Annotated in this window: 23 protein-coding genes; 7 read left to right on the forward strand and 16 right to left on the reverse strand. The window is 48.4% G+C overall.

What is annotated here, in order from left to right; genetic code table 11:
* Window positions 1–200 precede the first annotated feature (200 nt).
* The 4 genes from QZ371_RS07195 to QZ371_RS07210 all read left to right on the forward strand — a co-directional run bounded on the left by QZ371_RS07195 (window position 201) and on the right by QZ371_RS07210 (window position 4459).
* Window positions 201–731: a cysteine hydrolase gene (locus QZ371_RS07195; RefSeq protein ID WP_366558714.1), complete on the forward strand. Its 531-nt coding sequence runs from the start codon at window positions 201–203 to the stop codon at window positions 729–731.
* Between the two features lie 43 nt (window positions 732–774).
* Window positions 775–1488: an AzlC family ABC transporter permease gene (locus QZ371_RS07200; RefSeq protein WP_295211120.1), complete on the forward strand. Its 714-nt coding sequence runs from the start codon at window positions 775–777 to the stop codon at window positions 1486–1488.
* Entirely contained in the window at window positions 1482–1802 is a 321-nt protein-coding gene (locus tag QZ371_RS07205) for an AzlD domain-containing protein (RefSeq protein ID WP_295211122.1), read from the forward strand. The genes QZ371_RS07200 and QZ371_RS07205 overlap by 7 nt, the downstream gene beginning before the upstream one ends.
* A 296-nt stretch (window positions 1803–2098) precedes the next feature.
* Window positions 2099–4459, forward strand: a complete 2361-nt coding sequence (locus QZ371_RS07210; protein WP_295211124.1) for a phosphoketolase — start codon at window positions 2099–2101, stop codon at window positions 4457–4459.
* A 1192-nt stretch (window positions 4460–5651) separates the two neighbouring features.
* Here QZ371_RS07210 and QZ371_RS07215 read toward each other — a convergent pair.
* The 16 genes from QZ371_RS07215 to QZ371_RS07290 form a co-directional block, all read right to left on the reverse strand.
* Window positions 5652–6446 (reverse strand): Bax inhibitor-1/YccA family protein, encoded by a 795-nt coding sequence (locus QZ371_RS07215; RefSeq protein WP_295211126.1) that lies wholly within the window; start codon window positions 6444–6446, stop codon window positions 5652–5654.
* A gap of 196 nt (window positions 6447–6642) precedes the next feature.
* On the reverse strand, window positions 6643–7668 hold the full coding sequence (gene hypE, locus QZ371_RS07220; protein WP_366558715.1) for a hydrogenase expression/formation protein HypE: 1026 nt from the start codon (window positions 7666–7668) through the stop codon (window positions 6643–6645).
* Between the two features lie 55 nt (window positions 7669–7723).
* The gene (locus tag QZ371_RS07225; RefSeq protein WP_295211128.1) at window positions 7724–8098 is read right to left on the reverse strand and encodes a DUF3795 domain-containing protein; all 375 of its coding nucleotides are present in this window, start codon (window positions 8096–8098) and stop codon (window positions 7724–7726) included.
* A gap of 43 nt (window positions 8099–8141) precedes the next feature.
* On the reverse strand, window positions 8142–9194 hold the full coding sequence (gene hypD, locus QZ371_RS07230) for a hydrogenase formation protein HypD (RefSeq protein ID WP_295211130.1): 1053 nt from the start codon (window positions 9192–9194) through the stop codon (window positions 8142–8144).
* Window positions 9191–9397 (reverse strand): HypC/HybG/HupF family hydrogenase formation chaperone, encoded by a 207-nt coding sequence (locus QZ371_RS07235; RefSeq protein ID WP_295211131.1) that lies wholly within the window; start codon window positions 9395–9397, stop codon window positions 9191–9193. Before QZ371_RS07235 ends, hypD begins: the two co-directional genes overlap by 4 nt.
* A 78-nt stretch (window positions 9398–9475) precedes the next feature.
* On the reverse strand, window positions 9476–11788 hold the full coding sequence (gene hypF / locus QZ371_RS07240; protein ID WP_295211133.1) for a carbamoyltransferase HypF: 2313 nt from the start codon (window positions 11786–11788) through the stop codon (window positions 9476–9478).
* Between the two features lie 8 nt (window positions 11789–11796).
* Window positions 11797–12204 carry a hypothetical protein gene (locus QZ371_RS07245; protein WP_295211135.1) on the reverse strand — a complete coding sequence of 136 codons (408 nt, stop codon included), beginning with the start codon at window positions 12202–12204 and terminating at the stop codon, window positions 11797–11799.
* On the reverse strand, window positions 12201–13274 hold the full coding sequence (locus tag QZ371_RS07250; RefSeq protein WP_295211139.1) for a nitrogenase component 1: 1074 nt from the start codon (window positions 13272–13274) through the stop codon (window positions 12201–12203). The genes QZ371_RS07245 and QZ371_RS07250 overlap by 4 nt, the downstream gene beginning before the upstream one ends.
* Window positions 13271–14596, reverse strand: coding sequence for a nitrogenase component 1 (locus QZ371_RS07255; RefSeq protein WP_295211141.1), 1326 nt, complete (start codon window positions 14594–14596; stop codon window positions 13271–13273). The genes QZ371_RS07250 and QZ371_RS07255 overlap by 4 nt, the downstream gene beginning before the upstream one ends.
* Window position 14597: 1 nt before the next feature.
* A complete protein-coding gene (locus QZ371_RS07260) occupies window positions 14598–15383 on the reverse strand; it encodes a nitrogenase iron protein NifH (protein WP_295211144.1) in 786 nt (261 codons plus the stop codon).
* Window positions 15384–15424: 41 nt separating this feature from the next.
* Complete coding sequence (locus QZ371_RS07265; protein ID WP_295211146.1) at window positions 15425–16606, reverse strand: nitrogenase component 1; 1182 nt, start codon at window positions 16604–16606, stop codon at window positions 15425–15427.
* Complete coding sequence (locus QZ371_RS07270) at window positions 16603–17940, reverse strand: nitrogenase component 1 (RefSeq protein WP_295211147.1); 1338 nt, start codon at window positions 17938–17940, stop codon at window positions 16603–16605. The genes QZ371_RS07265 and QZ371_RS07270 overlap by 4 nt, the downstream gene beginning before the upstream one ends.
* A complete protein-coding gene (locus QZ371_RS07275; RefSeq protein WP_295211148.1) occupies window positions 17937–18722 on the reverse strand; it encodes a nitrogenase iron protein NifH in 786 nt (261 codons plus the stop codon). The genes QZ371_RS07270 and QZ371_RS07275 overlap by 4 nt, the downstream gene beginning before the upstream one ends.
* Window positions 18719–19762, reverse strand: a complete 1044-nt coding sequence (hydE, locus tag QZ371_RS07280) for a [FeFe] hydrogenase H-cluster radical SAM maturase HydE (RefSeq protein WP_295211150.1) — start codon at window positions 19760–19762, stop codon at window positions 18719–18721. The genes QZ371_RS07275 and hydE overlap by 4 nt, the downstream gene beginning before the upstream one ends.
* The gene (hydF, locus tag QZ371_RS07285) at window positions 19759–20955 is read right to left on the reverse strand and encodes a [FeFe] hydrogenase H-cluster maturation GTPase HydF (protein ID WP_295211152.1); all 1197 of its coding nucleotides are present in this window, start codon (window positions 20953–20955) and stop codon (window positions 19759–19761) included. The genes hydE and hydF overlap by 4 nt, the downstream gene beginning before the upstream one ends.
* Before the next feature lie 378 nt (window positions 20956–21333).
* Entirely contained in the window at window positions 21334–21579 is a 246-nt protein-coding gene (locus tag QZ371_RS07290; protein WP_295211154.1) for a TM1266 family iron-only hydrogenase system putative regulator, read from the reverse strand.
* A 275-nt stretch (window positions 21580–21854) separates the two neighbouring features.
* Between QZ371_RS07290 and QZ371_RS07295 the strand changes: the two genes are divergently transcribed.
* From QZ371_RS07295 to QZ371_RS07305, 3 genes are read left to right on the forward strand one after another with little or no spacing between them, the layout of a single operon-like run.
* Window positions 21855–22139: a FeoA family protein gene (locus QZ371_RS07295; RefSeq protein WP_295211156.1), complete on the forward strand. Its 285-nt coding sequence runs from the start codon at window positions 21855–21857 to the stop codon at window positions 22137–22139.
* Window positions 22136–24142: a ferrous iron transport protein B gene (gene feoB, locus QZ371_RS07300; protein WP_295211159.1), complete on the forward strand. Its 2007-nt coding sequence runs from the start codon at window positions 22136–22138 to the stop codon at window positions 24140–24142. The genes QZ371_RS07295 and feoB overlap by 4 nt, the downstream gene beginning before the upstream one ends.
* On the forward strand, window positions 24139–24321 hold the full coding sequence (locus QZ371_RS07305; protein ID WP_295211161.1) for a FeoB-associated Cys-rich membrane protein: 183 nt from the start codon (window positions 24139–24141) through the stop codon (window positions 24319–24321). The genes feoB and QZ371_RS07305 overlap by 4 nt, the downstream gene beginning before the upstream one ends.
* Window positions 24322–24409 lie beyond the last annotated feature (88 nt).

Below are 24409 nucleotides of genomic sequence, written 5' to 3' on the forward strand. Positions count from 1 at the left end.
TGGTTTCTTGTTCTTGGATAATTTGATTTAAGTTTAAGACGGGCGGCTATTTGTGGTCGCTCGTTTTTTGTTAGGGCTTGTAGGGGACGGCGTCCCCTACATTTTGGGGTCTTTACTGCCTTGATTTATTCACATTTTTGAGCTACAATATTACTTATGCTTTATTATATTTTATATTGGTTTTGAAAGGAAGTCTAATTATGAAGTTTCTTATTGTCGTTGATATGCAAAACGACTTTATTACAGGCAGTTTAGGCAGCAAAGCTGCTGAAGATATCCTCCCTGCGGTTTGCGACAAAATTCGCAGCTATAAAAATGATTCCGCCAAGCTCTTTATGACCCTCGACACCCATTTCAAGGACTATCTCTCCACCTCCGAGGGCAAAAAGCTCCCTGTGGAGCATTGCATTAAGGGCACTATCGGTTGGGAGCCTGCGGAAGAGGTCGCAAATGCCATTGGCGACTGCGCCGAGGTCTTTGAAAAGAACACTTTCGGTTCTGTAAAGCTTGCTCAGACCATTGCAAGCCTAGCAAAAGCTGGCGATACTGTTGAGCTTTGCGGACTTTGCACGGACATTTGCGTTGTATCAAACGCTTTGCTCATAAAGGCATTTTGCCCCGAGGTCGAAGTCATCATCGATGCAAAATGCTGCGCTGGCGTTACCAACGAGAGCCACGAAGCTGCCCTCGCCACTATGCGTTCCTGCCAATGCACCATAGAGAATTTTTAAGTTTGGCAAGTTCGGCAGGAAAATAGGGGGATAAAAATAATTTATGAGTGGATTTAAAAAGGGGCTGAAAGACGGCATACCAATAGCATTGGGCTATCTTTCGGTATCATTTACATTCGGTCTGCAAGGCGTAAAGGGAGGTCTCAGCTGGTGGGAAACTGTGCTGATATCAGTCTGCAACGTGACCTCCGCAGGGCAGTTCGCAGGCCTTGACATTATGCTGTCTGGGGGTGGCTTTTGGATAGAAATGGCTTGCACTCAGCTTATCATCAATCTTCGGTATGCGCTTATGTCATTATCGCTTTCACAAAAGGCTGACAAATCGCTTTCGGGCATACACCGCTGGCTGGTGGGATTTGGCATAACGGACGAGATATTCGTTATGGCAATGGGCAACGTCGGCGAGGTCTCGAGGCAATATATGTATGGGCTTATTGCACTGCCTGTGGCTGGCTGGTCGTTCGGAACGCTGCTCGGTGCGGCGGCAGGAAAAATCCTGCCCGAGGTGATAATAAGCGCACTCAGCATTGCGATATATGGAATGTTCCTTGCCATAATAATACCGCCTGCAAAGAAGAACAAGGGCATTGCGATGGCGGCGATATTTGCGGCGCTTTTAAGCTGCGCATTCAAGTGGTTGCCTGTGCTTAACAAGGTCTCGGGGGGCTTTTCTATCATAATCTGCACGGTGATATCTGCGGCCGTAATGGCTGTGGCAATGCCTGTCGCCGATGAAGAGGAGGGAAGCCAATGCTGACGGTGAGAGACTTTTTTATTTACCTTTTCATAATGGCGGCTGTGACGTATCTTATCAGAGCGCTGCCGTTCGTGATCTTCAAGGGCAAGATAACGAACCGCTTTGCGAGGAGCTTTCTTTACTATGTGCCCTATGCAGTCCTCGGTGCGATGACTTTCCCTGCCATACTTTTCTCGACAGGCAACCTTGCGGCTTCCGTGGCAGGACTTGTGACGGCCTGTCTGCTGGCCTTCAAGGAAAAAAGCCTTATCGTTGTGGCGGCGTTCGCCTGCCTTGCGAGCCTTTGCGTGATAATGCTTATGAGGGCGCTGTAATAGCGTAATGACATTGGATATCGACAAATGAGAGTATCAACGGGCGACCACAGGTCGCCCCTACGTTGAGCTGCGAGATCAGACCTTTCTGCGTTTGCGGATAGGTCTTTTTTATCGGCATTGCGGACAGTAGATATTACTATTTATATATACCATATGAAAAATAATAAATGCAGTATAAAATCCTCACTTAGTTTCATATTCTTTTCTTGAAAAATGAAAATGGCTGTGCTATAATTTACTTGTGTGAAAACGTTTACCGTTTTAAATATGACAATATATATGGAGGTATTGCAATGTCAGACACAAAGAACATTTCTCCTGAGCTGCTGGAGAAAATGAACAGATATTGGGACGCTGCCAACTATCTTTCCGCAGGTCAGCTTTATCTGCTTGACAATCCGCTTCTTCGTGAGCCTCTTACTATGGAGCACGTCAAGAAAAAGATCGTCGGCCATTGGGGCACAGTTCCCGGACAGAACTTTATTTACGTTCACCTCAACAGAGTTATCAAGAAGTATGATCTCGATATGATCTATATTTCCGGTCCTGGTCACGGAGGAAACTTTATGGTGGCCAATACATATCTCGAAGGCTCTTATTCGGAAATTTATCCGAACATTTCAAGAGATGTTGAGGGTATGCAGAAGCTTTTCAAGCAGTTCTCTTTCCCGGGCGGAATATCTTCCCACGTTGCACCTGAGACCCCGGGTTCTATAAACGAGGGCGGTGAGCTGGGCTATTCCCTTGCACACTCATTCGGCGCTGTATTCGACAACCCAGACCTTATCACAACTTGCGTTGTTGGTGACGGCGAAGCTGAAACAGGCCCGCTTGCAACGGCTTGGCATTCAAACAAGTTCCTCAATCCTAAGACTGACGGTGCTGTACTTCCTATCCTTCATCTTAACGGATACAAGATATCCAACCCGACTGTTTTCTCGAGAATTTCTCACGATGAGATAAAGAGCTTCTTTGAGGGCTGCGGCTGGAAGCCTTACTTTGTTGAGGGCGACGACCCGATGACAATGCACAAGCTTATGGCTGAAACGCTCGATACTGTTATCGAGGAGATCAAGGCTATCCAGAAGAACGCAAGAGAGAATGGCGTTACTGAAAGACCAAAGTGGCCTATGATAATCTTCCGTTCACCAAAGGGCTGGACAGGTCCAAAGGTGGTTGACGGCAAGCAGATCGAGGGCACATTCAGAGCTCACCAAGTTCCAATGACAATGGAAGCCCCTGAGCATCTTAAAATGCTGGAGGACTGGCTCAAGAGCTATCACCCTGAGAAGCTTTTCACAGAAGAGGGCAGACTTATCCCAGAGCTTGAAGAGCTTGCACCAACAGGCGACAGAAGAATGGGCGCAAACCCACACGCTAACGGCGGACTTCTGCTGAGAGACCTTAGACTTCCGGATTTCAGAAAGTACGGCATTGACGTTCCTGCTCCAGGCGCAGTTGAAGCGCAGGATATGATCGAGCTGGGCGGCTTTGTAAGAGATATATTCAAGCTCAATGAAGAGAGCAGAAACTTCCGTATCTTTGGCCCTGACGAGACAATGTCAAACAGACTTGGCAAGGTATTCGAGGCAACCAACAGAGATTGGAACGCTGACAAGCTTGACAACGATGAGTTCCTTGCAACTGATGGACGTGTTATGGACTCAATGCTTTCTGAGCATATGTGCGAAGGCTGGCTGGAAGGCTACCTGCTCACAGGCCGACACGGCTTCTTTGCAAGCTATGAGGCTTTTATCAGAATAGTTGACTCGATGTTCTCACAGCACGCAAAGTGGCTCAAGGTAACATCACAGCTTCCTTGGAGACAGAAGATCGCTTCTCTCAACTATATCCTTTCTTCCAACGTATGGCAGCAGGATCACAACGGCTTTACACATCAGGATCCAGGCTTCCTCGATCACGTTGCAAACAAGAAGGCAGACGTTGTAAGAATGTACCTCCCACCGGACACAAACTGCCTGCTGTCCTGCTTTGACCATTGTATCCGTTCAAAGAACTATGTGAACGTAATGGTAACATCAAAGCACCCAAGACAGCAATGGCTCACAATGGAGCAGGCTGTTAAGCATTGCACACAGGGTATCGGCATTTGGGAATGGGCTTCCAACGATCAGGGACAGGAGCCGGACGTTGTAATGGCTTGCTGCGGCGATACGCCAACGCTTGAAGCTCTTGCAGCGGTAACTATCCTCAGAAAGCACCTGCCGCAGGTAAAGATCAGATTTATCAACGTTGTTGACCTGTTCAAGCTTCAGCCGCAGTCAAAGCACCCACACGGACTTTCTGACGCTGACTTTGACGCTCTGTTCACAAAGGACAAGCCTATCGTATTCGCATTCCACGGCTATCCAACGCTTATTCACGAGCTGCTTTATCATCGTCACAACCGCAATCTTTATGTATGCGGCTACAACGAAGAGGGCACTATCACAACGCCATTCGATATGAGAGTTCAGAACGAGATCGACCGTTTCCACCTTGTTATGGAAGTTATCAAGAGACTTCCACAGCTTGGCAACACAGGCGCATATCTCCACCAGCTTATGCAGGACAAGCTTGTTGAGCACAAGCAGTACATCGCTGAGTACGGCCTCGATATGCCTGAGATCAGAGATTGGAAATGGGAAGTATAAAAATTACAAGCTGACCAACGCTAGTTAAATATACCAATATACCTAAAGAGGAGTTCCCGATATCGGGGGCTCTTTCTTTTTAATTTGGGATTCGCTGTACTTCGGGTGTCGCACTTTGTAGCCCGAAGACTGGACAGACTGTAAACCGCACACAGCATTAAACCGTACAAAGTCCGTTTGGTTCGGTTCAAATACAATGCTTTTGAATCTGTAAAATGTCAATATGTATGAAAAGTTATATTTTTTCAAAATAAAAGAGTGTCAAACACTTGACACTCCTAAGCTTTTGCTGTATAATAAAAATAGAGAAAAGGCAGATCGTATAGACGGTTGCCCTCAAGATTATGTTATAAAAATAACCGCTTCTTTTGGACGAGGGCGGTTATTTTTTTATGTTTTTAATCAACTCTGTAAGAGCAATTATCAACACGATAGTTAAGACGAAGTAAACTAAGTCCATTCTATCACCTCCGTTTCCATATCCTATTTTGCTTGATCTTGCGACCGCAATATTCAGACTATGTACGTTTGGAGGACAACCGCCTACCGTATAGACCTACCTTTTCCAACATAAATTATAACACAAATATGGAATTTTGTCAAATGTAGGGGACGACCTTTTTGGTTGTGCAACCCCACCGATTTCGATTATTCCAATTTGTGCAAACAAACGAAAAATAATTTAATTTGGCAACATTTGAGCAATTGTTGCATTTTTTATGCAACTTTTCACCGATTTTTCGGGATAAGTAGAAAGACATTTGTAGAGTGGCAAGGGAAACGAGGGCAGCACCAAACAAAGATTGTGCGTAAGATGCGCCGTCAGATTTTTCGTCAGATAGTGCAGAAATTCCGCAGGCATACTTTATGTATGTCAAGGGATTTATGTGCTATATGACGGAAAATCTGCAAGCAGATTACGTGCAAAGCCGCTAGGCGGTCTTTGTTTGGTGCTGCCCTGTGGACGGGCGGTGATGGCTCCGAGGTGAAGAGTCGGCTGGCGCATCTAAGGACTTGCACCCAAATGTTGAGACGAAAACATAAAAATGCGTGTGCGCACAATTTTAAAGCGCAGCTTTGTGACGTACTCTCCGCACAGTAACTTGAAAATTGAATAAATGGCAGGCGCATTATTTTTTGCACAAAAAAAGCTCCCACAGAATGTTAGTGGGAGCAAAAAGCCGTGAAGCGCTTAATTTCTTCTGTTGTTTGCGATCTTTACGAGGAGGTCAAGTATCTTGAGGTAAAGATAGATAACGCCAACGATAAGACCGTAGCTTGCGTACCATTCATAGTAAGCAGGAAGTCCGTGCTCAACTGTCAGACGGATAGTTTCAAAATCGCAGATAAGAAGTGCTGCTGCAACGAACACGCCGATAGCTGCGATAACAATGCCGATAGGGCCGTTGTTTGCGATTACGATGGAGCGGTAAAGGGCTGAGTTCGGGGCTGCGAAGGAAAGGATAGCGAAAAGCAGTCCGCCTATGATAGATACCCAAAGCCAAGCGATAAGCGCCGTTCTGAAACGCTGTCCAACGTGGATATTGCCTTTTGCATAAAGCACAGCAAGCACGCCAACGGTCAAAAGGGTCAGCACAAGGGCTTCAATAACAATGCCCTTGTAAGCCTGCGCATACATCATCGAAAGCAGCGTTATGGAATAACCCATACCAGCGGAATAGATCGTGCCTGTAACGGCGGTGGTCCTCGGGGCTAGTGAAGCCACGATACCTGAGATAAGCGTTGCGATCATCGCACCGAAAAGCACTCCGCTTTCAAGGGGATAGATCGTTGCTCCGCCGCCTAAAAAGTTGTGAATGTAAAAATATGCGCCCATTCCTGCGCCGAATATCGCAACGAAAAACAGCGTTTTCATAGCGATACCCTTATAAGTTGCGGCCTCAATGCCGAAAACCGACTGAGAAAACGTGCTCAGCTTTTTGACACGAGGATTCGTAAAGTCTTGTGAAAATGAATTGTTGCTCATAAGATCGTTTGCCTCCTTTGGCTTATGTTTTGTATTTTATATTTGCAATGTTATTTTTTTATATCTGTCTAAAATAAAATTGCCTTTTTGTTAATTAGGTCAACTTGTACACCTTTTTTCTTTGACTTATATACTATTATACATATTTTTTGTGAAAAGTCAACTGTTATTTTTAGGCGATAGTGAAGGGTGTTGCTTAACATATTCTCGGGAGCAGTTCGCCGCCCGGCTGAGGAAGCAAGGTCTGAGAGCCGATCTCTGTTTTCATTATAACTCTGCCTGCGTTGTCGGCGGTCACTTCTCCTATTATTGCCGCATTTTCTGAATTTTTGCATTTTTTCAGCGCAGAAACGATGCTTTCAGCTTTGTCCTTTGGTGCGAATATCACAAGTCTGCCCTCGCAGGCAAGATACAGCGGCTCAAGTCCTAACATTCCGCACACGCCCCTTACCTCGTCCACAACTGGTATCTTTTCAGCGTCAAGAGTAATTCCCACGCCGCTTTGACCTGCGATCTCGTAAAGCACCGTTCCAACGCCGCCTCTTGTGGCATCACGGATAACGTGGATATCGTCGGTGACATCGAACATCGCTTTGACATTTGCCCAAAGGGGTGCGCAGTCGCTTGTGACGTCGGCTTCAATGCCAAATTCGTCACGAGCCAAAAGTATTGTACAGCCGTGTCTGCCGATATCACCCGACACGATAACAGCGTCCCCCGGCTTGGCAAGCTTGCCCGAGGTGTTGGCGTTTTCCATTATCCTGCCAATGCCCGTTGTGGTGATGAAAACGCCGTCTACCTGACCTTTTCCTGCCACCTTGGTATCACCTGCACATATCTCGACCCCTGCCTCTTTAGCAGTCTTTGCCATTGCGGTGGCAATCTCCTCAAGCTTATCCATTGGAAAGCCCTCCTCGATAACGAAAGCGCAGGAAAGATACAAAGGCTTTGCGCCCATACAAGAAAGGTCGTTGACCGTGCCGCAAATGCTCAGTTTGCCGATATTTCCCCCTGCAAACTCATATGGCGAAACTATAAAGCCGTCGGTGGTGAATGCTATCTTGCCCTTTTCCATGGAAAGCACGGCGGCGTCATCGGCGGTGAGGTCGGGGTTTGCGAAATGTTCCTTGAACACACGGTCGATAAGCTCGGAAGTTTGTTTGCCGCCTGCGCCGTGGGCAAGGGTAACAAATTTGTCTTTTATATTTGTCATTTCTGTCATAATGGTTCCTCTTTTCTTTTGGTAGGTAAATAAGATCAAGCGTAGGATTTCGCTCCTATCGTTTTCCTGTCAGTATAAAATCCATAAGTTTTTGAACATCGTCAAAATCGTCATAATCACCCGTTATACCCTCTCGATGATAAACGACGCCCTTTTGCTCGTTTATCTCAAGGCGGTCAAGCAATGCCTCTTTGCCATATCGTTTTACGAACATTGTGAAGCCATAAGGCTTTATTTTTGCAAGCAGACCCTTGCGGCAATCTTCTTCGCAGTCATCACAGCCGGCAAGTCCTTTTTCCATAGAGCATTTTCTGTTTTCGCACCAGCCTTTATCGGTACATTCCCCTGAATTACAGCCCATGCAATGTTCATTTTCAGAGCATAGACAGCAGGCAAGTCCACAGCGTGCAATGCCAAGTTCTCTTTTCATTTTTTTCTCCCTTATAGTTTTATAGTCATATAGTTTTATGATTTTACACATTTCCGTACTGATAATAAGCCGAGCAAGCGCCCTCGTTGGACACCATACAAGCGCCGATAGGGTGAAGTGGCGTGCAGACCTTGCCGAAAACTTTGCAGTCCGAGGGCTTGCATTTGCCCTGCAAAACTTCGCCGCAGCGGCAGGCTGGGTTCGGCTTGCCTGTTATCTTTGGCAGAGAGAATTTTTTCCGTGCGTCAAATTCCGCATATTCATCACGGAGCACCATTCCCGACATCGGTATCACCCCGAGGCCACGCCATTCGCTGTCGCAAGGGGTCATAATCTTTTCCATAAGCTTTATCGCCGCAGGATTGCCCTCGGGCTTTACAACTCGTGGATAGCAGTTGCGGAAAAACGGCTCGCCCGTCTGCGAAAGCTGTATCGTTACCGCAAGAGCCGTCAAAAGCTCTGCCGCCGTAAAGCCCGTAACAACGCCCGATACGCCCTTTTTTGCAAGCTCTTCGCATATCGCCGTGCCTGTTATGGCGTTGACGTGACCGGGATAAAGAAAAGCGTCTGCGCTGCCCTCAAGGGCTTTGTATGCGTTTGGCATAGTCTTGTTCGCCCCGAGGATAGAGAAGTTTTCAAGCTCCATTTTCTGCGCCTTTTCCACCGCAAGACAGGCGGACGGCGTGGTGGTCTCAAAGCCCACCGCAAGAAATACCACCTGCTGATCTCTGTGGCTGTCGGCGTATTGGGCAGCGTCAAGAGGTGAATAAACGGTCTTTATTATCGCACCCTTTGAACGTGCCGCCGCAAGGCTCATCTCGCTGCCGGGTACTCTTATAAGATCGCCGAAAGTGCATATCACCGCACCTTTTTCAAGAGCCAGCACGCAGGCTTCGTCGATAAATCCCACAGGGGTAACACATACAGGACAGCCGGGTCCCGAGATAAGCTCAACGCTTTCGGGCAGAAGCTTTCTTATGCCAAGCCTGAAAATTTCGTGAGTGTGAGTGCCGCAAACCTCCATAATGCGCAGCTTTTTGCCGTCGGTGCGCTTGTAGGAAGCAATTATTTCTTTAGCGTTTTCTATCGTGTTCATAGCGTCTCCATAATCTCGTCAGTCTCCGCAGTATCGTCCGAGGTTATCTTTGCGATAGCGACCCCTGCGTGAACCATAACGTAATCCCCCGGTTCGAGATCTTCGATAATATCGGCCGAGACCTTCCTTTTTGCGCCGCTTGCGTCAATAAGTGCCGTGCCGTCGTTAACGCTTACGACCTTTGCTGATAAACCTACACACATAATTTATACCTCCAAAAATAATAATTCAAATCCAGAACAGAAACAAAAATACATCGCCGCAGGCGATACCGAAATTCCTCACTCCTCACTCCTCACTCCTAACTCAAAGGAAGCCAGCCCTTGTCCAAGAGCGATACCGCCGTCATTGGCAGGAACAAGACTGTGGGTGAGCACCTTGAAGCCCGAGCGTTCAAGCCTGCGTTTTACCATATCGAGAAGCAGAGTGTTCTGAAAAACTCCGCCGCTGAGGGCGCAGACTTGCGTGCCGCTAAAGCTTTTCACCTTTTCGCAGGACGCTGTTATCATATCCGCAAGACAAGCGTGGAAAATGTATGCAAGCTCGTTTACGTCGCCACCTGCAAGTTTGAGCTCACAAAGCCTTTTCACAAGCGCCGTGGTGCAAAGCATTATCCTGCCCTCTTTTTCGGCGGTGAGCTTTGCAAGTTCTGAGGAAATTCCGCACTTTGCAAATGGCTCACGGCTGAATTTTTCCGCCGCAAACTGCAAAGCCATTGAAGCTTCGCCCTCAAATGTTGAAGCCCTGCGCAGTCCGAGAATTGCGGACACGCCGTCAAAAAGCCGTCCTGCGCTGGTGGATCTTACAGCGTTCAGACCTTTGTCCGCCATTGTGGAGATAAGCTTAAATTGCTTTTTGTCGCAAATGCCAAGCTTTTCGCAGACCTCTGCGCCATTATCTTTGCTGTCGCCAAAAGCGTCGCTTATTATCGCCGCCGCAATGCGCCAGCCTTCCTTTGCGGAAAGGTCGCCGCCAACCTGCATAAAAGGCTTTATGCTTGCCGAACGTTCAAAGCCGAAGCGGTCGCAGAGAAGAATCTCGCCGCCCCAGATGGTGCCGTCCGTGCCGTAACCCGTGCCGTCAAATGCCACGCCGATAACTTTGCCGTCATAGTCGTTTTCCGCCATACAGGAAAGAATGTGGGCGTAATGGTGCTGGACTTTTATCACAGGCAGACCAAGGCTTTCAGCCAAAGCGGCGGTGTTGTATTTCGGGTGCATATCGCAAACCACAGCCGTTGGATTGGCTTCAAGAAGCTCGCACATACGCTTGACGGACTCTTCGAGGGCTTTCACCGTGCGGATATCCGCCATATCGCCGACATAGGGGGAAAGATAGAAAAGATCGTTCTTTCGGATACAAAAGGCGTTTTTCAGCTCGCCGCCAATGGCAAGGATCTCACCTTTCATTCCAAAAGATGTCATCACGGGCAGGGGAGCATAGCCCCTCGAACGCCTTATCATATAAGGTCTGCCGCCATAGGTAGTCATAACCGTGTCGTCTGCACGGAGCAGAATTTTTCTGTTGTGGGAAAGTATCAGATCGCAGAAGCTTGCTATCTCCTGCAAGGCGTCCTCATCGCTGCGGCAGATCGGTGCACCACGGACATTGCCGCTGGTCATAACAAGGCTGTCGGTCATTTTTACGCCGTCGTCATAGTCGAAAAGCAAAAGCTGCAAAGGCGCATATGGCAGCATAACGCCGATGTTCGGGTTATCGGGGGCAACGCTTTCGCAAAGTGCGCCGCCTGTTTTCTTTCTCATAAGCAGGATAGGCTTTTGCCAGCCCGTCAGAAGCTTTTCCTCATCGGGTGATATCTCGCATTCACGCCTTGCGGTGTCCATATCTTTCAGCATAACCGCAAAGGGCTTTGCAGGCCGTGTTTTAAGTTCACGAAGCCTTTTTACCGCACTATCGTCCTTGGCGTTGCAGCAAAGGTGAAATCCGCCAATGCCCTTGACTGCGATTATCTTGCCCTGCATAATGGCTTTTCTTGCGGCGGTGATAGCCTTGCTGCCACGTTCGCCGCCGATGATGTAGACCTCCGGGCCGCAGTCATTGCAGCAAACGGGCTGGGCGTCATAACGCCTTGTGGCAGGGTCGGTGTATTCCGCAGCGCAGCTTTTGCACATCGGAAATTCCGACATTGTGGTGCGGACTCTGTCATAGGGCATAGCATCCATTATCGTGAGCCTTGGACCGCATTGGGTGCAGTTTATAAAAGGGTGGTGATATCGCCTGTTGCCCTTGTCAAAAAGCTCCGCCCTGCATTTTTCGCATATGCCGATATCGGGGGAGACGAAAATATCTCCCTTTTCTTTTTCGCTTTCGATTATCTCAAAGCTTTCAAAGCTTGGCTCATCGCAATGGGCGGAGATAACTTCCATTACCATTGCACGCTCGGGGGCTTTGTCCTCAAGAGCTTTTTTCAGCCCCTCGATTGCCTCGTCAGAACCCTGTGCGTGTATCTCAACATAAGAGCCTTTATTCGCCACCGTGCCTTTGAGCCCCAGCCTGTCCGCTTCACGGCTCACAAAGGGTCGAAAGCCCACCCCTTGCACAATGCCGTAAGCTCGAATCATCTCTGTTTTCATAGTCGTATTTATATCAATTCTCTTACGGAGTCCTTTATCTCGTCCTCAAAATCGCTGTTCAAAACGTCGATAAGAACGTCTTCAAATGGCTCATAGTCCTGTTCGTTTTCCTGTGCAAATACCATTACTCTTGCTAACATTCTGACTGTGTTAAGGGTGGGGCGGCGTGATACCGACTTCATAAGCGCACCCTCATAGCCCCTGCCGAAAAACTGCTCCGCATATCGCACAACGGCTCCTGCTGTGTCAAAGTCCGCCATAGGGTGGCGCTCCATAAATCTAAGCAGCGGTTCAACGGCTTCAAAGCTTGCGCCGCTTTCGTCAAGCTCCTGCATACAGTTTTCCGCCTCGTAATCAAATTCGCCCTCTTCGAGAGCGTCTTCAAGGCGCTCTATGATATCGTCTATCTCGTTCATTTCAGCTCATATTCCCCTTTCAAAAGCCTTCCTGACAGCCCAAAATGCGGAAAGTCGATAAAAATTCCCTCAAAATCTTTTACAACACGCTTTAGCGTTCTGTCTGCGATGATAACGTCATATCCGCCCTCGTCGCAAAGCCTGCGAAGATCGTCCTCATCTGAAAGCGTCACGTCGCTAGGCTTTGAAAGTTGGGATTTTTGCATAAAAAATGTTGCGTTGTGGCATTGACAGTCCCAGCGGTCTTTTATAAGCTTCCTAAGCTCGTTCGCCGCCGTTTGCGTGTGAATGATAAGCACCTTTTTGCCGTCAATATCGGCACTTTCAAGCTGTTCAAAAACATTCTCACTTATGCAGCATTTGGGAAATTCAACCTCATATGGTGTGCCGAACTTTTCTTTGAGATATTCCGCCGCCTTTATGCCCGAGGCAGAAATGACGATGTTTTTCTCGCAGCTTGAAGCATTTTTCACGTCCTCAAGCCCTGCACCCATTCCATAGCAGACAACGTTTTTATAGCCCTTATCCTCGTATTCCGCCACGATATCCTCGGCGCTTATAAGGCTTATCTCAAGGGGCGCTGCGCCGATAATGCCCACTTTGCCGACCTCTTTTGGCAGATCGTCTTTCGCAAAGGTCTTGAAAAGCTTTAGCCAGACCTCTTCCTCGCCCTTGTCGAAATAATTTGTGCCGGTACATTCCGCCGTTATGCAGGGAAGCCCCGTTTTCTTTTCCGCCATTCGCTTCAGCGCACGCATATCCGTTGCGATAACAGCAGGCACAGGCGTGCCGATCATTGCGGTGAAAGCAGGTTTTAGCTGATCGCAGGCTTTGGAAAGCTTTTCGATGAGCCTGTCGTCACGGCCTAAAATTGCGTCCATATCTCTAAGCCCTGCGCTGAAAATTGCGCTCTTTTTGACAAACCAGCGTGGCTCGTCAAAGCCGCACACGTTGCCTGCGCAGCCCCCAGCGTCGCATATGACGATAAGTCCGCCAAGCTCGTAGAGCACTGCCGAAGCACCCGACTGATCGGGCGCAAAGGGTGATAAAAGCTTCAAAAGGTCTTTCATTTTTTTGCTCCTTTCTTGTCCTTATCGCTATCGCAAAGTGCGTTGTCAAGCTCATGGAAGAGCTTTTTCACCCCTGCATAACCGAATGGCTGGACTTCGCCGCAGAAGTCTGCGCCTTTGCATTCGGGGTGATAATATTTGCAGTCCTTGCCGATATAAGCGTCGATATCATCGCAAGGCTCGTAATAGAGCATTGTCGGCGAAAGGTTTGAATATATCTTTGTTTCGGGCGAAAGCTGGGCGATCTTTTTCACAAAAGCGAAATTTCGCTCACCAACGGTGCAGAAAATTTCTTTCACCTCAAAGCCGTATCTTATCAGCGCAAGGGAAGTCTCGATAGGGTCGCAGTTTGAAAATTCTCCCACCGCAAAGCGCAGTTTGCCGTGCTTTGCCTTGAAAGCTTCTACAGCCTGCATTGTTTCGTCATAATAAGCGCTGTCGTCAAGGTCTGCGCCGATAGCCTGACCGAGAAGCTTGTACTGATTGTGTATCTTGTCAAGCTGGAAAAGTCTCAGCAGTTCAATGCTTGGAATGCCAAGGCGCTCTTCCATATCCTGCGCCGCATATCTCGCTTCGGGGTCGAGGACAAGGGAAAAATTTGCTCTTGACATCTGCTCGTATTCCTCAAAGGTCTGACACCGTGAAAGCTCTCTTATCTTTTTTATCCCAGCCGAGGTCATAAGCTCATAAAGCTCGCAATCCTCCTGCAATGGTGAGAAATAACCCATAATGTTTATCTCGTCCGAACGGCGCTTTTGCGGCTTCAATAGCGAATAGACCGACTTTCGCACCGCTGCCATAGGCGGAAGTTTTTTCTCTCTCGTCAGCGCATACATATAGCAGGGCACAACGGGAACATTGGCACGCTGGCTGCTTTTGCGGCAGACTCTTTCCATATCCGTGCCAAGGAGAGCGTCAACGCAGGTTATACATATCATCACCGCAGAGGGGATGTAGTCAAGGCTCTGACAGACTTCCTCAACGGCTTTCGGTATCTTGCTCAAATGCCTGCCCGTGACGATATCCGTGTCATCAAGTAGCAGATAAAAGAATCTGTCGCCATAGCTGCTTTCAGCACGCAAAGTCGAGGTGTTACGTCCGCAGCAGGCAGGTGCGACCAGCAGCATAACAGACTCAGGCACCGAAAGCCCAGCCCTTTTTACGCCGAAGCCCTGCGCACCGGGGGAGTTGAAAGCCAGCGTTGCGGGGGAGCTGTAAATAAGATGTTTGGCGGACAAAAGCTCGTTGGGAATGTTGTCCTTGCCAAGCTCTGCCAGCTCACGGGCGGTTATATAAAAAGCTTTTGTTTCAATATCTGCCATATCAGACCTCTGCGCTGTCAGCGCTATTTTCGTTTTGATCTTCTGCAATGAGGACTTTCGCAAGGGCGATAAAACGCTCCGCCGCAAGACAGTCGGGCTGACCTTCTATAACGGTCATACCCTTGTCCTCACATCTGATTATATCGTCGCTCCTCGGGATATCCGCAACGATCTCAAGGCCTGCGCTGTCGGCAAAGGCTTTGACCTTTTGCTCCTCGTCCTCAACATTTCGCCTGTTCATCACAATACCACGGACTTTTGCGTAGCTTCTGTCGGCGAAATTGTTCACGGCGCTGTTGATATTGTTTGCCGCATAAAGCGCCATTTTCTCGCCTGACGTGACAATAAGCACCTTTGAAGCGTAGCCCTCTCGTATGGGTGCGGCAAATCCACCGCACACAACGTCGCCAAGCACGTCATAGAGCACCACATCGGGTTGATATTTTTCAAAAAGCCGCAGGTCTTCAAGCAGACTGAATGTGGTGATTATTCCACGTCCTGCACAGCCAAGACCCGGGGTGGGGCCGCCTGTTTCAATGCACAGCACGCCGCCGAAACCCTCTTTTGATATCTCTGCAATGTCCTCTGGGTCGTCATCGTGTTCACGGAGATAATTCATCACAGGGGTCACAGGCTCGCCGCCAAGAAGGTTTATGGTGGAATCCGCCTTAGGGTCGCAGCCTATTTGTATCACCTTTTTGCCAAGGCTCGCAAAAGCGGCGGCAAGATTGCCCGTCACAGTCGATTTGCCTATTCCGCCCTTTCCGTATACCGCAATTTTTATCATAAAAGTCCGTGCCCAGCACGTTCCTCCTTTGTGTTTTTATTTTAATTTATACCAAGCGCTTGTGCGCAGTTTTTGCCTATAAGGTCGGGGATATCTTTGAGAAAACATCTTCCCGAAAACGCAACCTGCGGCAGAGGGATAAAACGCTTGTTATTGCCGCAAATCGGCTTGAAAAGCGGGTCGGCGATGATAACAGCATTGTCATCAAGTCCGCAAAGTATCTTTTCCAGCCGCTCTTCCTCATAGTCAAAACAGGTGATATCGGCACCATTCAGCACACCTTCACAGCCGCCTTCGACTGTTGAGATCACCCTGCCCCCAAGTTCCGCCGCCAAAGATGAAGCAAAAACGCTTTCGCCAAGAATGACGATATCGTTCGCCGAATTATCCGACCTGTACTCTTTGCAGGAATTTATGCAGATCTTTTTCTCTGCCGCAAGATTTATATCACTAATGACTTTCGCCGAAAATCCCACACCTAAGGGCACGCCGATAACATAAGGTATGCCGAAGCGCTCCCAAAGATATTCCGCCGCAGGGATTCCGCAGGAGGATATCACAAGGCTGACCTCAGCTTCCGAACTGCGTTTTATCTCGTCAAGGTCACAACCCATTGCAAAGCAGCTTTTTACGGTCAGACCCTTTTGTTCAAGCAGCGCTTTGATAGACTGAACGCTGGTGTTTATGGAAAAATCAAGGGGCGTTGCGCCGATGATATTAACGGAGTTTTTTTCGGTCGCAATAGGCGGCTGGCAGAAATTCTCCGCCAGCAAACGGAAAGCTTGTCCTGCCCCGTGAAGATATGTGAAAGTGCCGTTGGTGTCGGCGCAGAAAGTTTTTATCCCCGTGCGAAGTTTTATCTCTTCCGCCGCCGAAACGAAGTCCGTTCCTATCATAGCAGGCATTGGCGAACCGCATATGCAGATGAATTTCGGCGCAAGTTCTTTGGCGGCTTTGCAGATATCGCTGATGAATTTTTCATCGTTGCCCATAATGGCGTCGGTCTCGTTGAGGGCAGAAATGTATATCATACTCTTGCGGTCGTACCAGCGTGGTTCATCGTGGGTGGCGTATGTGGAATTGCAGCCCGAAGCGTCGTGGACAACAACCATTCCGCCAAGCTCATACAAAGCCGAGCACACTCCCGAGGTGTCGGAAGAGTAGATAGAAATGACTTTTGCGCTCATCGTGTTCATCATATCGTTGCAATTTGTTGTGTTCATAAACAGCTTTCGCACCCCCAGCCTTTGTGCTGAATAACAGTCCGCCTGTCCTTTTTGTTTTCAAAAGCGTTCACCATAAGGCCGCAAAGCTTTGAAATGCCCTCAAAGCCGTAACCGCCGCCACCTGCCACGATATCGACAAAGTTGTCGGTCTGGCAATAAAACGCCGCTTTCTGCCCGATAGCAAGATAGTTTTCACCGCTTTTGTTTTCCGTAAACTCCATTTGTACGTTGACGGTCGGCAAAATTTCAAGTTGAGGGAAATGTTCTTTCAACCATTCAAAGTCCGCTTTTTCTTCATCTGAAAAGCTGTCGGCGTAACAGCGCTTGACGTTGAAGCCATTTTCTAAAAGCAGTCTGCAAAGCCCTAAAGGTCTTGGGGCGGCGGTATAATCAACCGAAATTGCAGTCTGTCCGACAGCAGAAAGGGCATTTGCAAGAGCATTGTCAGCTTGTGCCTTGTCCGCCGAAAGGTCGGGGGGCGCAATGCCAAGAGCCTTGCAAAGCTTGTCATAATTGTCCGCTATCTCGTCATAGCCCCAGCAAAGCGGAAGATACAAATGCTTTGTGCCAAGCCGCCGTTCAAGCTCATCGCCTGCCCCTTTTGCGGTGGGGATATATGTGATATTGAGGGAGCTTTCAGACATTTTTAGGTATTCATCATAGCTTTTGCATTTTGTGATATCCATAAGCTCAACGCCTGCGGAATTTATTATCCGCACAAGCTCGCTGCTCTCGTCAGTAGCCCTGTCGCAGCCTATTATCGCTGCAGTTTTGGGGCTCTTTTTCACGTCAGTTAGCTTAAAAAGCGGTTCGTAAAGCTGCTTGCGCATTTGAGCGTCGGGGGAGATAGTTTTGCGCATTGTGGGGGTCATATAGCAGTCGATAAAATGGATATCGGGGAAAGTGTTTGAAAGCTCATCTATTATCATTTTGAAGTCGCAGCCTGCGAAAAAATGCACGCAGCTGAGAAAAAGCAGCACGCATTTAGGCTTGTCGCCATTGTCGCAAAGTCGATTGATGATGTCCGTCACGCCGTCGATGACGTCCTGCTCCATCGTGCCGTCAAAAAGGTCACGCTCAGAAAGCGCCACCCAAGACATTCTGTCGTCGGCGTTCATTTCGGCGGCGGTCAAAATTACGCCCCTGAGACAGCCCCTTGCGCAGACGAATATCTGCCTTGACTGCGGGATAAGCATACCCGTGTGGACAATGTTCCACACGCCTCTTGTGGGCGGATTGTATTCAAGTCCGCCTGCAAATGGCGCAGTAAATCTATCGCTGTGGATATCGCCGATATTGATACCGACATTAGCATTGCAGTCATTTTTCATCGGCTTTCCCTGCCTTGTATGTCATTTTCGTGAAGCTTATAAAGCTCCGCTATCTTGTCCGCAAGGGCGTGATATTCAGCGGCGGAGGTGCTTTCGGGGAAAGCTTCCACAACAGTTTTGCCAAGCTCTTCCGCCTGCGCAACCACGTCAGAACGGCTTATATCGGCTATTATCTGCGTGTGAAAATCCGCCGCAAGCTCTGCGGCTTTGGCGTCCTCGTTTTTCACATTGCGCCTGTTTAAGATTATTCCGCCAAGGGTGGCATAGCCACGGCTTTTGAAATTTTCCACAGCCATTGCGATATTTGCGGCGGCGTAAATGGACATATTCTCGCCTGATGTGATGATGAAAATTTCGTCCGCATAGCCCTTTCGCATTGGCATTGAAAATCCGCCGCACACAACGTCGCCAAGCACATCGTAAATGACGATATCGGGGGCGTATTTTTCATATGCGCCTTTCTTTTCAAGTTCTTCCAATGCGGCGATTATGCCCCTGCCTGCACAGCCAAGCCCCGGCACAGGGCCGCCTGCTTCAACGCATATGACGCCCCCTGCCCCCTCACAGACCATATCTTCAAGGACAAAGTCGCCGCCATTTCTCACAAGCTCCAGCACAGTTTTGATACGCTTGCCGCCGTGAAGAAGTATGGTGGAATCTGCTTTCGGGTCACAGCCGATCTGCATAACTTTAAGCCCATTTTGCGCAAGGGCGCAGCTCAGATTTGAAGCGGTGGTGGATTTGCCTATGCCGCCCTTTCCATAAAAAGCAAGCTTTATCATTCCCTGTAATCTCCTCTTGAAATTTTGATGTTGTATCCAATGGACTTCATACGCCCTTCAAGGCAAGCTCTGCATTGCGCGGATTCGTCCCCCGTGCAAATTTTGTTGTCGTAAAGCATATATTTTTTTCGCACCTCCAGCGGCGAAAGGTTTGGCATTATGACATTTGCGCCGGCAAGCACGCCCTGCTCACGGCCTCTCGGGTCGATTGTGCCGAGGGCGGTGGTGGCAGGCAGCAAAACTTTCGGAAGCATTATCCTGCAAAGGCTCAGCATAAAAAGGGTGAGCTCGAAAGAGCCTTGGGGGAAGTCTCTGAAAGGCGTGTCCTTGTGTGGGATAAAGGGGCCTAAGCCTATCATATGGGGGCGAAATTTGCCCATAAATTCCATATCATCCGCAAGACATTCCGCCGTCTGATACGGCGAACCTATCATCATTCCGCAGCCTGTTTGATAGCCGATAGCTTTGAGGTTTTCAAGACATTCCATTCGGTTTTTCCAAGACATTTCCTTTGGGTGAAGCTTGCCGTAATGGCTCTCGTCAGCGGTCTCGTGGCGGAGCAGATATCTGTCCGCACCAGCCTCAAAAAACGCCTTATAATCGTCATAACTTTTTTCACCAAGCGAAAGGGTGATAGCGCAGTCGGGGTGACGTGATCTTATCTCGCTTACGATATCGCACATAATGTCACGGTCGTAAAAGCCGTCCTCGCCGCTTTGCAGCACAAAGGTGCGGAAGCCGTAGCCGTACCCCTCATCGCAGCAGGAAAGTATCTCATCTTTCGTCAGCCGATATCTGCTGACGTTGCCGTTTGAGCGCCTTATTCCGCAGTAAATGCAGTCGTTTTTGCAGATGTTTGAAAACTCCACAATGCCTCTTATAAAAATATCATTGCCGAAATTCTCCTGCGCAATGCCCCTTGCAAGCTCTGCGGCGTAAGCCCTGTCGTCCTCGTCAAAGTCAGATATGAGAGTGACCCATTCGGCGTGGGAAAGCTTTTTCTCGCTGTTCAGTTTATCAATAAGAATAATCTGTTTCAATCTTCAAGCTCCTTTGCAAGGTCGGGAAAAATTCCAATGCTGCGCTTTAAAATGCCCTTCATATGTGCGATAGCAATGCCGTAATTTGTAAACGGCACCCCTGTCTTTATGGCGCAGTTCATACGGCTTTGTATCTCACGAGAACCAAGCATACAGCCGCCGCAATGTATTATAAGTTTAAACTTGGAAAGCTCTTCGGGGAAGCCGTGACCGGAGGAGAGCGTTATGTCAAGGTCTTTTCCCGTGTGCTCTTTGAGCCATTTCGGCAGCTTTACAGAGCCGATATCGCCGCATTGCCTGTGATGTGTGCAGCCCTCTGAAATAAGCACATTGTCGCCGTCGCAAAGCCTGTCCAAAGCTTTCACGCCCTTGACCGCCGTTTCAAGAAAGCCTTTGTACCTTGCCATAAGTATCGAAAATGACGTCAGAGGAATATCCTCGGGGGTCTCTTTGGATACCCGTTCAAATGCCTGACTGTCCGTTATCACAAGGGTTGGCTTCACACGTTCAAGAGCCGTCAAAAGCTCTGTTTCTTTCACCACAACAGCGCAGGCGCTTGCTTCAAGCACGTCCCTTATGACCTGCTGCTGCGGCAGGATAAGCCTGCCCTTTGGTGCGGCGCTGTCGATAGGCGTGACCAGCACCACCATATCTTTTGGCGATATAAGATCGCCCACAAGCTTCATCGTCATATCCTCCGTGCGCACAAGCTTTGAAATGGCGTTTTTAAGCTCCTCAATGCCCCTGCGCTCCTTTGCGCTGACGTATATGGCATTGTCCTCTTGCGGCAATTCGCCGATAAGGTCGGACTTGTTTTTTGCGATTATGAAAGGGATATTTTTCTCTTTGAAAATTTCGATGAGCTGTTTCTCGCAGCCGCCAAGCTGACAGGTGCAGTCGGTGACGAGAACGGCGCAGTCCGTTCGCTCAAGTATCTCACGGGTCTTTTTGACACGCAGCTCTCCAAGCTCGCCCTCGTCGTCAAAGCCCGGTGTGTCGATGATCACGACAGGGCCGATGGGCAAAAGCTCCATTGCCTTTGAAACAGGGTCGGTGGTAGTGCCTTTCGTGTCTGATACCACTGCAAGCTCTTGGTTCGTCACGGCGTTCACAACGCTTGATTTGCCTGCATTTCTCCGACCGAAAAAGCCGATGTGTACTCTTTCTCCGCTTGGTGCGTCATTAAGTCCCATAAAAAGCCCTCCAAAATAGTAAAAAACTAAAAACTAAAAAAATAAGCCGTACCCCGAAGATACAGCCAAAACTTTCTGCGAAATCGTATCAAAACAACGCCACGGGATATCACCGACGGCTTTTCGCAAACAGTTTATGATGTACTTTCGCCTTAAAGTTTAAAAAACTTTTCGGCGTCAGGGATCATAAATTTGTATAGTATGTAATTATAGTAATTATAATACAGCTCGTTGAAAAAGCCCGACAAAAGTGGGACGTCGAGGACGCCGTCCCATACAATTGGCGTAAATACGCTGTTTATATGTAGGGGCGAACAGCGTTCGCCCGTTATTTTGGTGTTTTTCAACAGTCTCAATTATAGTAATTATAGTAGTGTGTTATTGCGGCGAATAAAGAGTCTTTGCGGTCACGCCATCGATCCTGCCGATCTTTCCTGCAAGGGAATTTATCTTGTCCTGCGGTGCGTCAATGGCAACGCTTATGATGTTCATACCCTTTTCACGATAGGGTATACCCATTCTGCCGATTATAAAGTCTGCATATTCGTGGAGCACGGCGTTTATCTCTTGGGCAGAGCCGTTGTTTCGGGCGATTATTGCGATCATCGCAACACGGGTCTCCATTTGCTATAAACCTCCCGTCGAAAAGTGGAACATATCAAATGAAAGCTAGATATGTTCACCATATCTTACTTTTGATTTTATCACATTTTGTGTGTATTGTCAACGACAAACGCCCTTTTTCAAATGTTTTTATAAATTTTTCGATAAGCATTGACAAACAAAGTTAGCTGTGGTAAACTTTTATTTGTGAGAATTATATTGCTAAGTACAAAATATAATGATAGTGCAGACTATGCAGTTAGAATATACCTATCGAAAATATAGGAGGAGAATAAATGGCAGAACAGAAAGAACAAACAAAATTAACGCTGGACAAGCTTAAAATAGGCGAAAGCGCCACGATCAAGACCGTGGGGGGCGAGGGTTCTCTGCGGCTGAGGTTTCTCGATATGGGGCTTATCCCCGGCACAAAAGTTAAAATGCTCAAAAGAGCGCCAATGGGCGATCCGCTGGATATCATCATTCGTGGATATGAGCTTACGCTGCGTATTGAGGACGCCCGAAATATTGAGATAGATATGGAGATAACAGACGTTTTAAAAGGAGAGAACAAAAAATGAGATTTGCCCTTGCAGGAAATCAAAACTGCGGAAAGACCACACTTTTCAACGCCTTGACAGGCTCGAACCAGCACGTCGGAAACTTTCCGGGCGTAACTGTGGAGCAGAAAGTCGGCGAGATAAGGGGCGAGAAAGACTGCTCTGTCGTCGATCTGCCGGGAATTTATTCTCTGCGGCCTTATACGCAGGAGGAGATCGTCACCCGTGATTATATCATAAACGAAAAGCCCGACGGCATAATAAATATTGTTGACGCCACCAATATCGAGCGAAATCTCTATCTGACCTTGCAGCTTTTGGAGCTTCGTGTGCCAATGGTGCTGGCGCTGAATATGATGGACGAGGTGAGAGCCAACGGCGGAACTATCGACGTGAAAATGATGAGCGACGCCTTGGGCATACCCGTTGTGCCCATAAGTGCCGCAAAGGGTGAGGGCGTTTCAGACCTTATCGACAAAGCCCTCGAGACCGCAAGAAATAAGAAAAAGCCAATCGTGACGGACTTTTGCGCCGATGATTCAGCCGTCCACCGCTGTATACACGCAGTAGTCCACCTTATAATGGATCACGCCAACCGTGCAGGCATCCCACCGAGATTTTGCGCCACAAAGCTTATCGAGGGGGATAGAAACATCGAGGATCAGCTTGCATTGAATCAAAACGAGCTTGAGCTTTTGGAGCATTGCATTGTGGAAATGGAAGCCGAATCGGGGCTTGACCGCAACGCCGCCCTTGCAGATATGCGCTATAACTTCATCGAAAAGGTGGTGGCAATAAGCGTTGTGAAATGCCACGAGAGCCGTGAGCATAAGCGCAGCGTGAAGATCGACCGCATTTTGACAGGAAAATACACGGCTCTGCCCGTTTTCTTCGGCATAATGTTCCTTGTGTTCTTCCTCACATTCAACGTTATCGGCTCCACACTCTCCGACTGGCTTTCCTTTGGCATAGACAAGCTTACGGCGCTGGCGGACAAGGGGCTCACCGCATATGGCATTAACCCTGTCGTCCATAGCCTTATAATAGACGGCGTGTTCGCAGGTGTGGGAAGCGTGCTGAGCTTTCTGCCGATAATAGTCACGCTATTCTTTTTCCTTTCTATCTTAGAGGACACGGGCTATATGGCGAGGGTCGCCTTTGTAATGGACAAGCTGCTGAGAAAGATCGGCCTTTCGGGCAGAAGCTTTGTGCCAATGCTTATCGGCTTCGGCTGTTCCGTTCCTGCGATAATGGCAACAAGAACGCTGGTCTCAGACCGTGACAGAAAAATGACTATCCTGCTGACCCCTTATATGAGCTGTTCGGCGAAAATACCTATCTACGCAGTTTTCTGCGCCGCATTTTTCAAAAAGTATCAAGCTCTCGTGATGATAGGGCTTTACATAACGGGTATGCTTTTGGGCATAATTGTCGCCCTGCTGCTCAAAAATACAGCCTTTCGTGGCAAACCTGTGCCGTTTGTAATGGAGCTTCCGAACTATCGCTTGCCTTCCGCAAAAAGCGTTGGTTTGCTGCTGTGGGATAAGGCAAAGGACTTCATCGAAAGAGCTTTCACGGTCATCTTTGCCGCAACCATTATAATATGGTTCTTGCAGACTTTCGACACAAGGCTCAATGTGGTATCGAACTCTTCCGACAGTCTGCTTGCTCTTATCGGGCAGGCGATATCGCCGATATTCACGCCGCTGGGCTTTGCAGACTGGCGTGTAACGACTTCACTCATCTCGGGCTTCACCGCAAAGGAAGCCGCCGTCAGCACAATGGCTGTGCTTATGAACACCAGCACCGCAAACCTCGGCGCAGCACTTTCGGGTGCGTTCTCGACACTTTCCGCTCTAAGCTTCCTCGTTTTCACCCTGCTTTATACCCCTTGCGTTGCGGCTGTAGCAACTATCAAGCGTGAACTGGGTTCTGGCGTTCAGACTGTTGCAGTTGTTATAATGCAATGCGCTGTTGCTTGGCTGTGCGGCTGCGCAGTCTATCAGATAGGTGCGCTGTTATGACTATCGGCGGCGTGAAAATAGCTGATATCATCGTCATAGCCCTGCTGATATTGTGGGCGGCGCTGGCGGTCAGATATATGATAAAACGCAGAAAAAGCGGCAGGTGCATATCCTGCTCGGGCAATTGTCAATGCTGCAAAATAAGTAAAGCAAACTGCAAGACCTCACAAAAAGGATAACATAAAAGAAATACCGCACAGACTTTTTACAGCGCTGTGCGGTATTCCTTTGTGTTGGGATCACAAATATAAAAAATATTATGAAGAT

It is taken from the genome of Ruminococcus sp. (assembly GCF_019423705.1).
Taxonomy (GTDB): Bacteria; Bacillota; Clostridia; order Oscillospirales; family Ruminococcaceae; genus Hominimerdicola.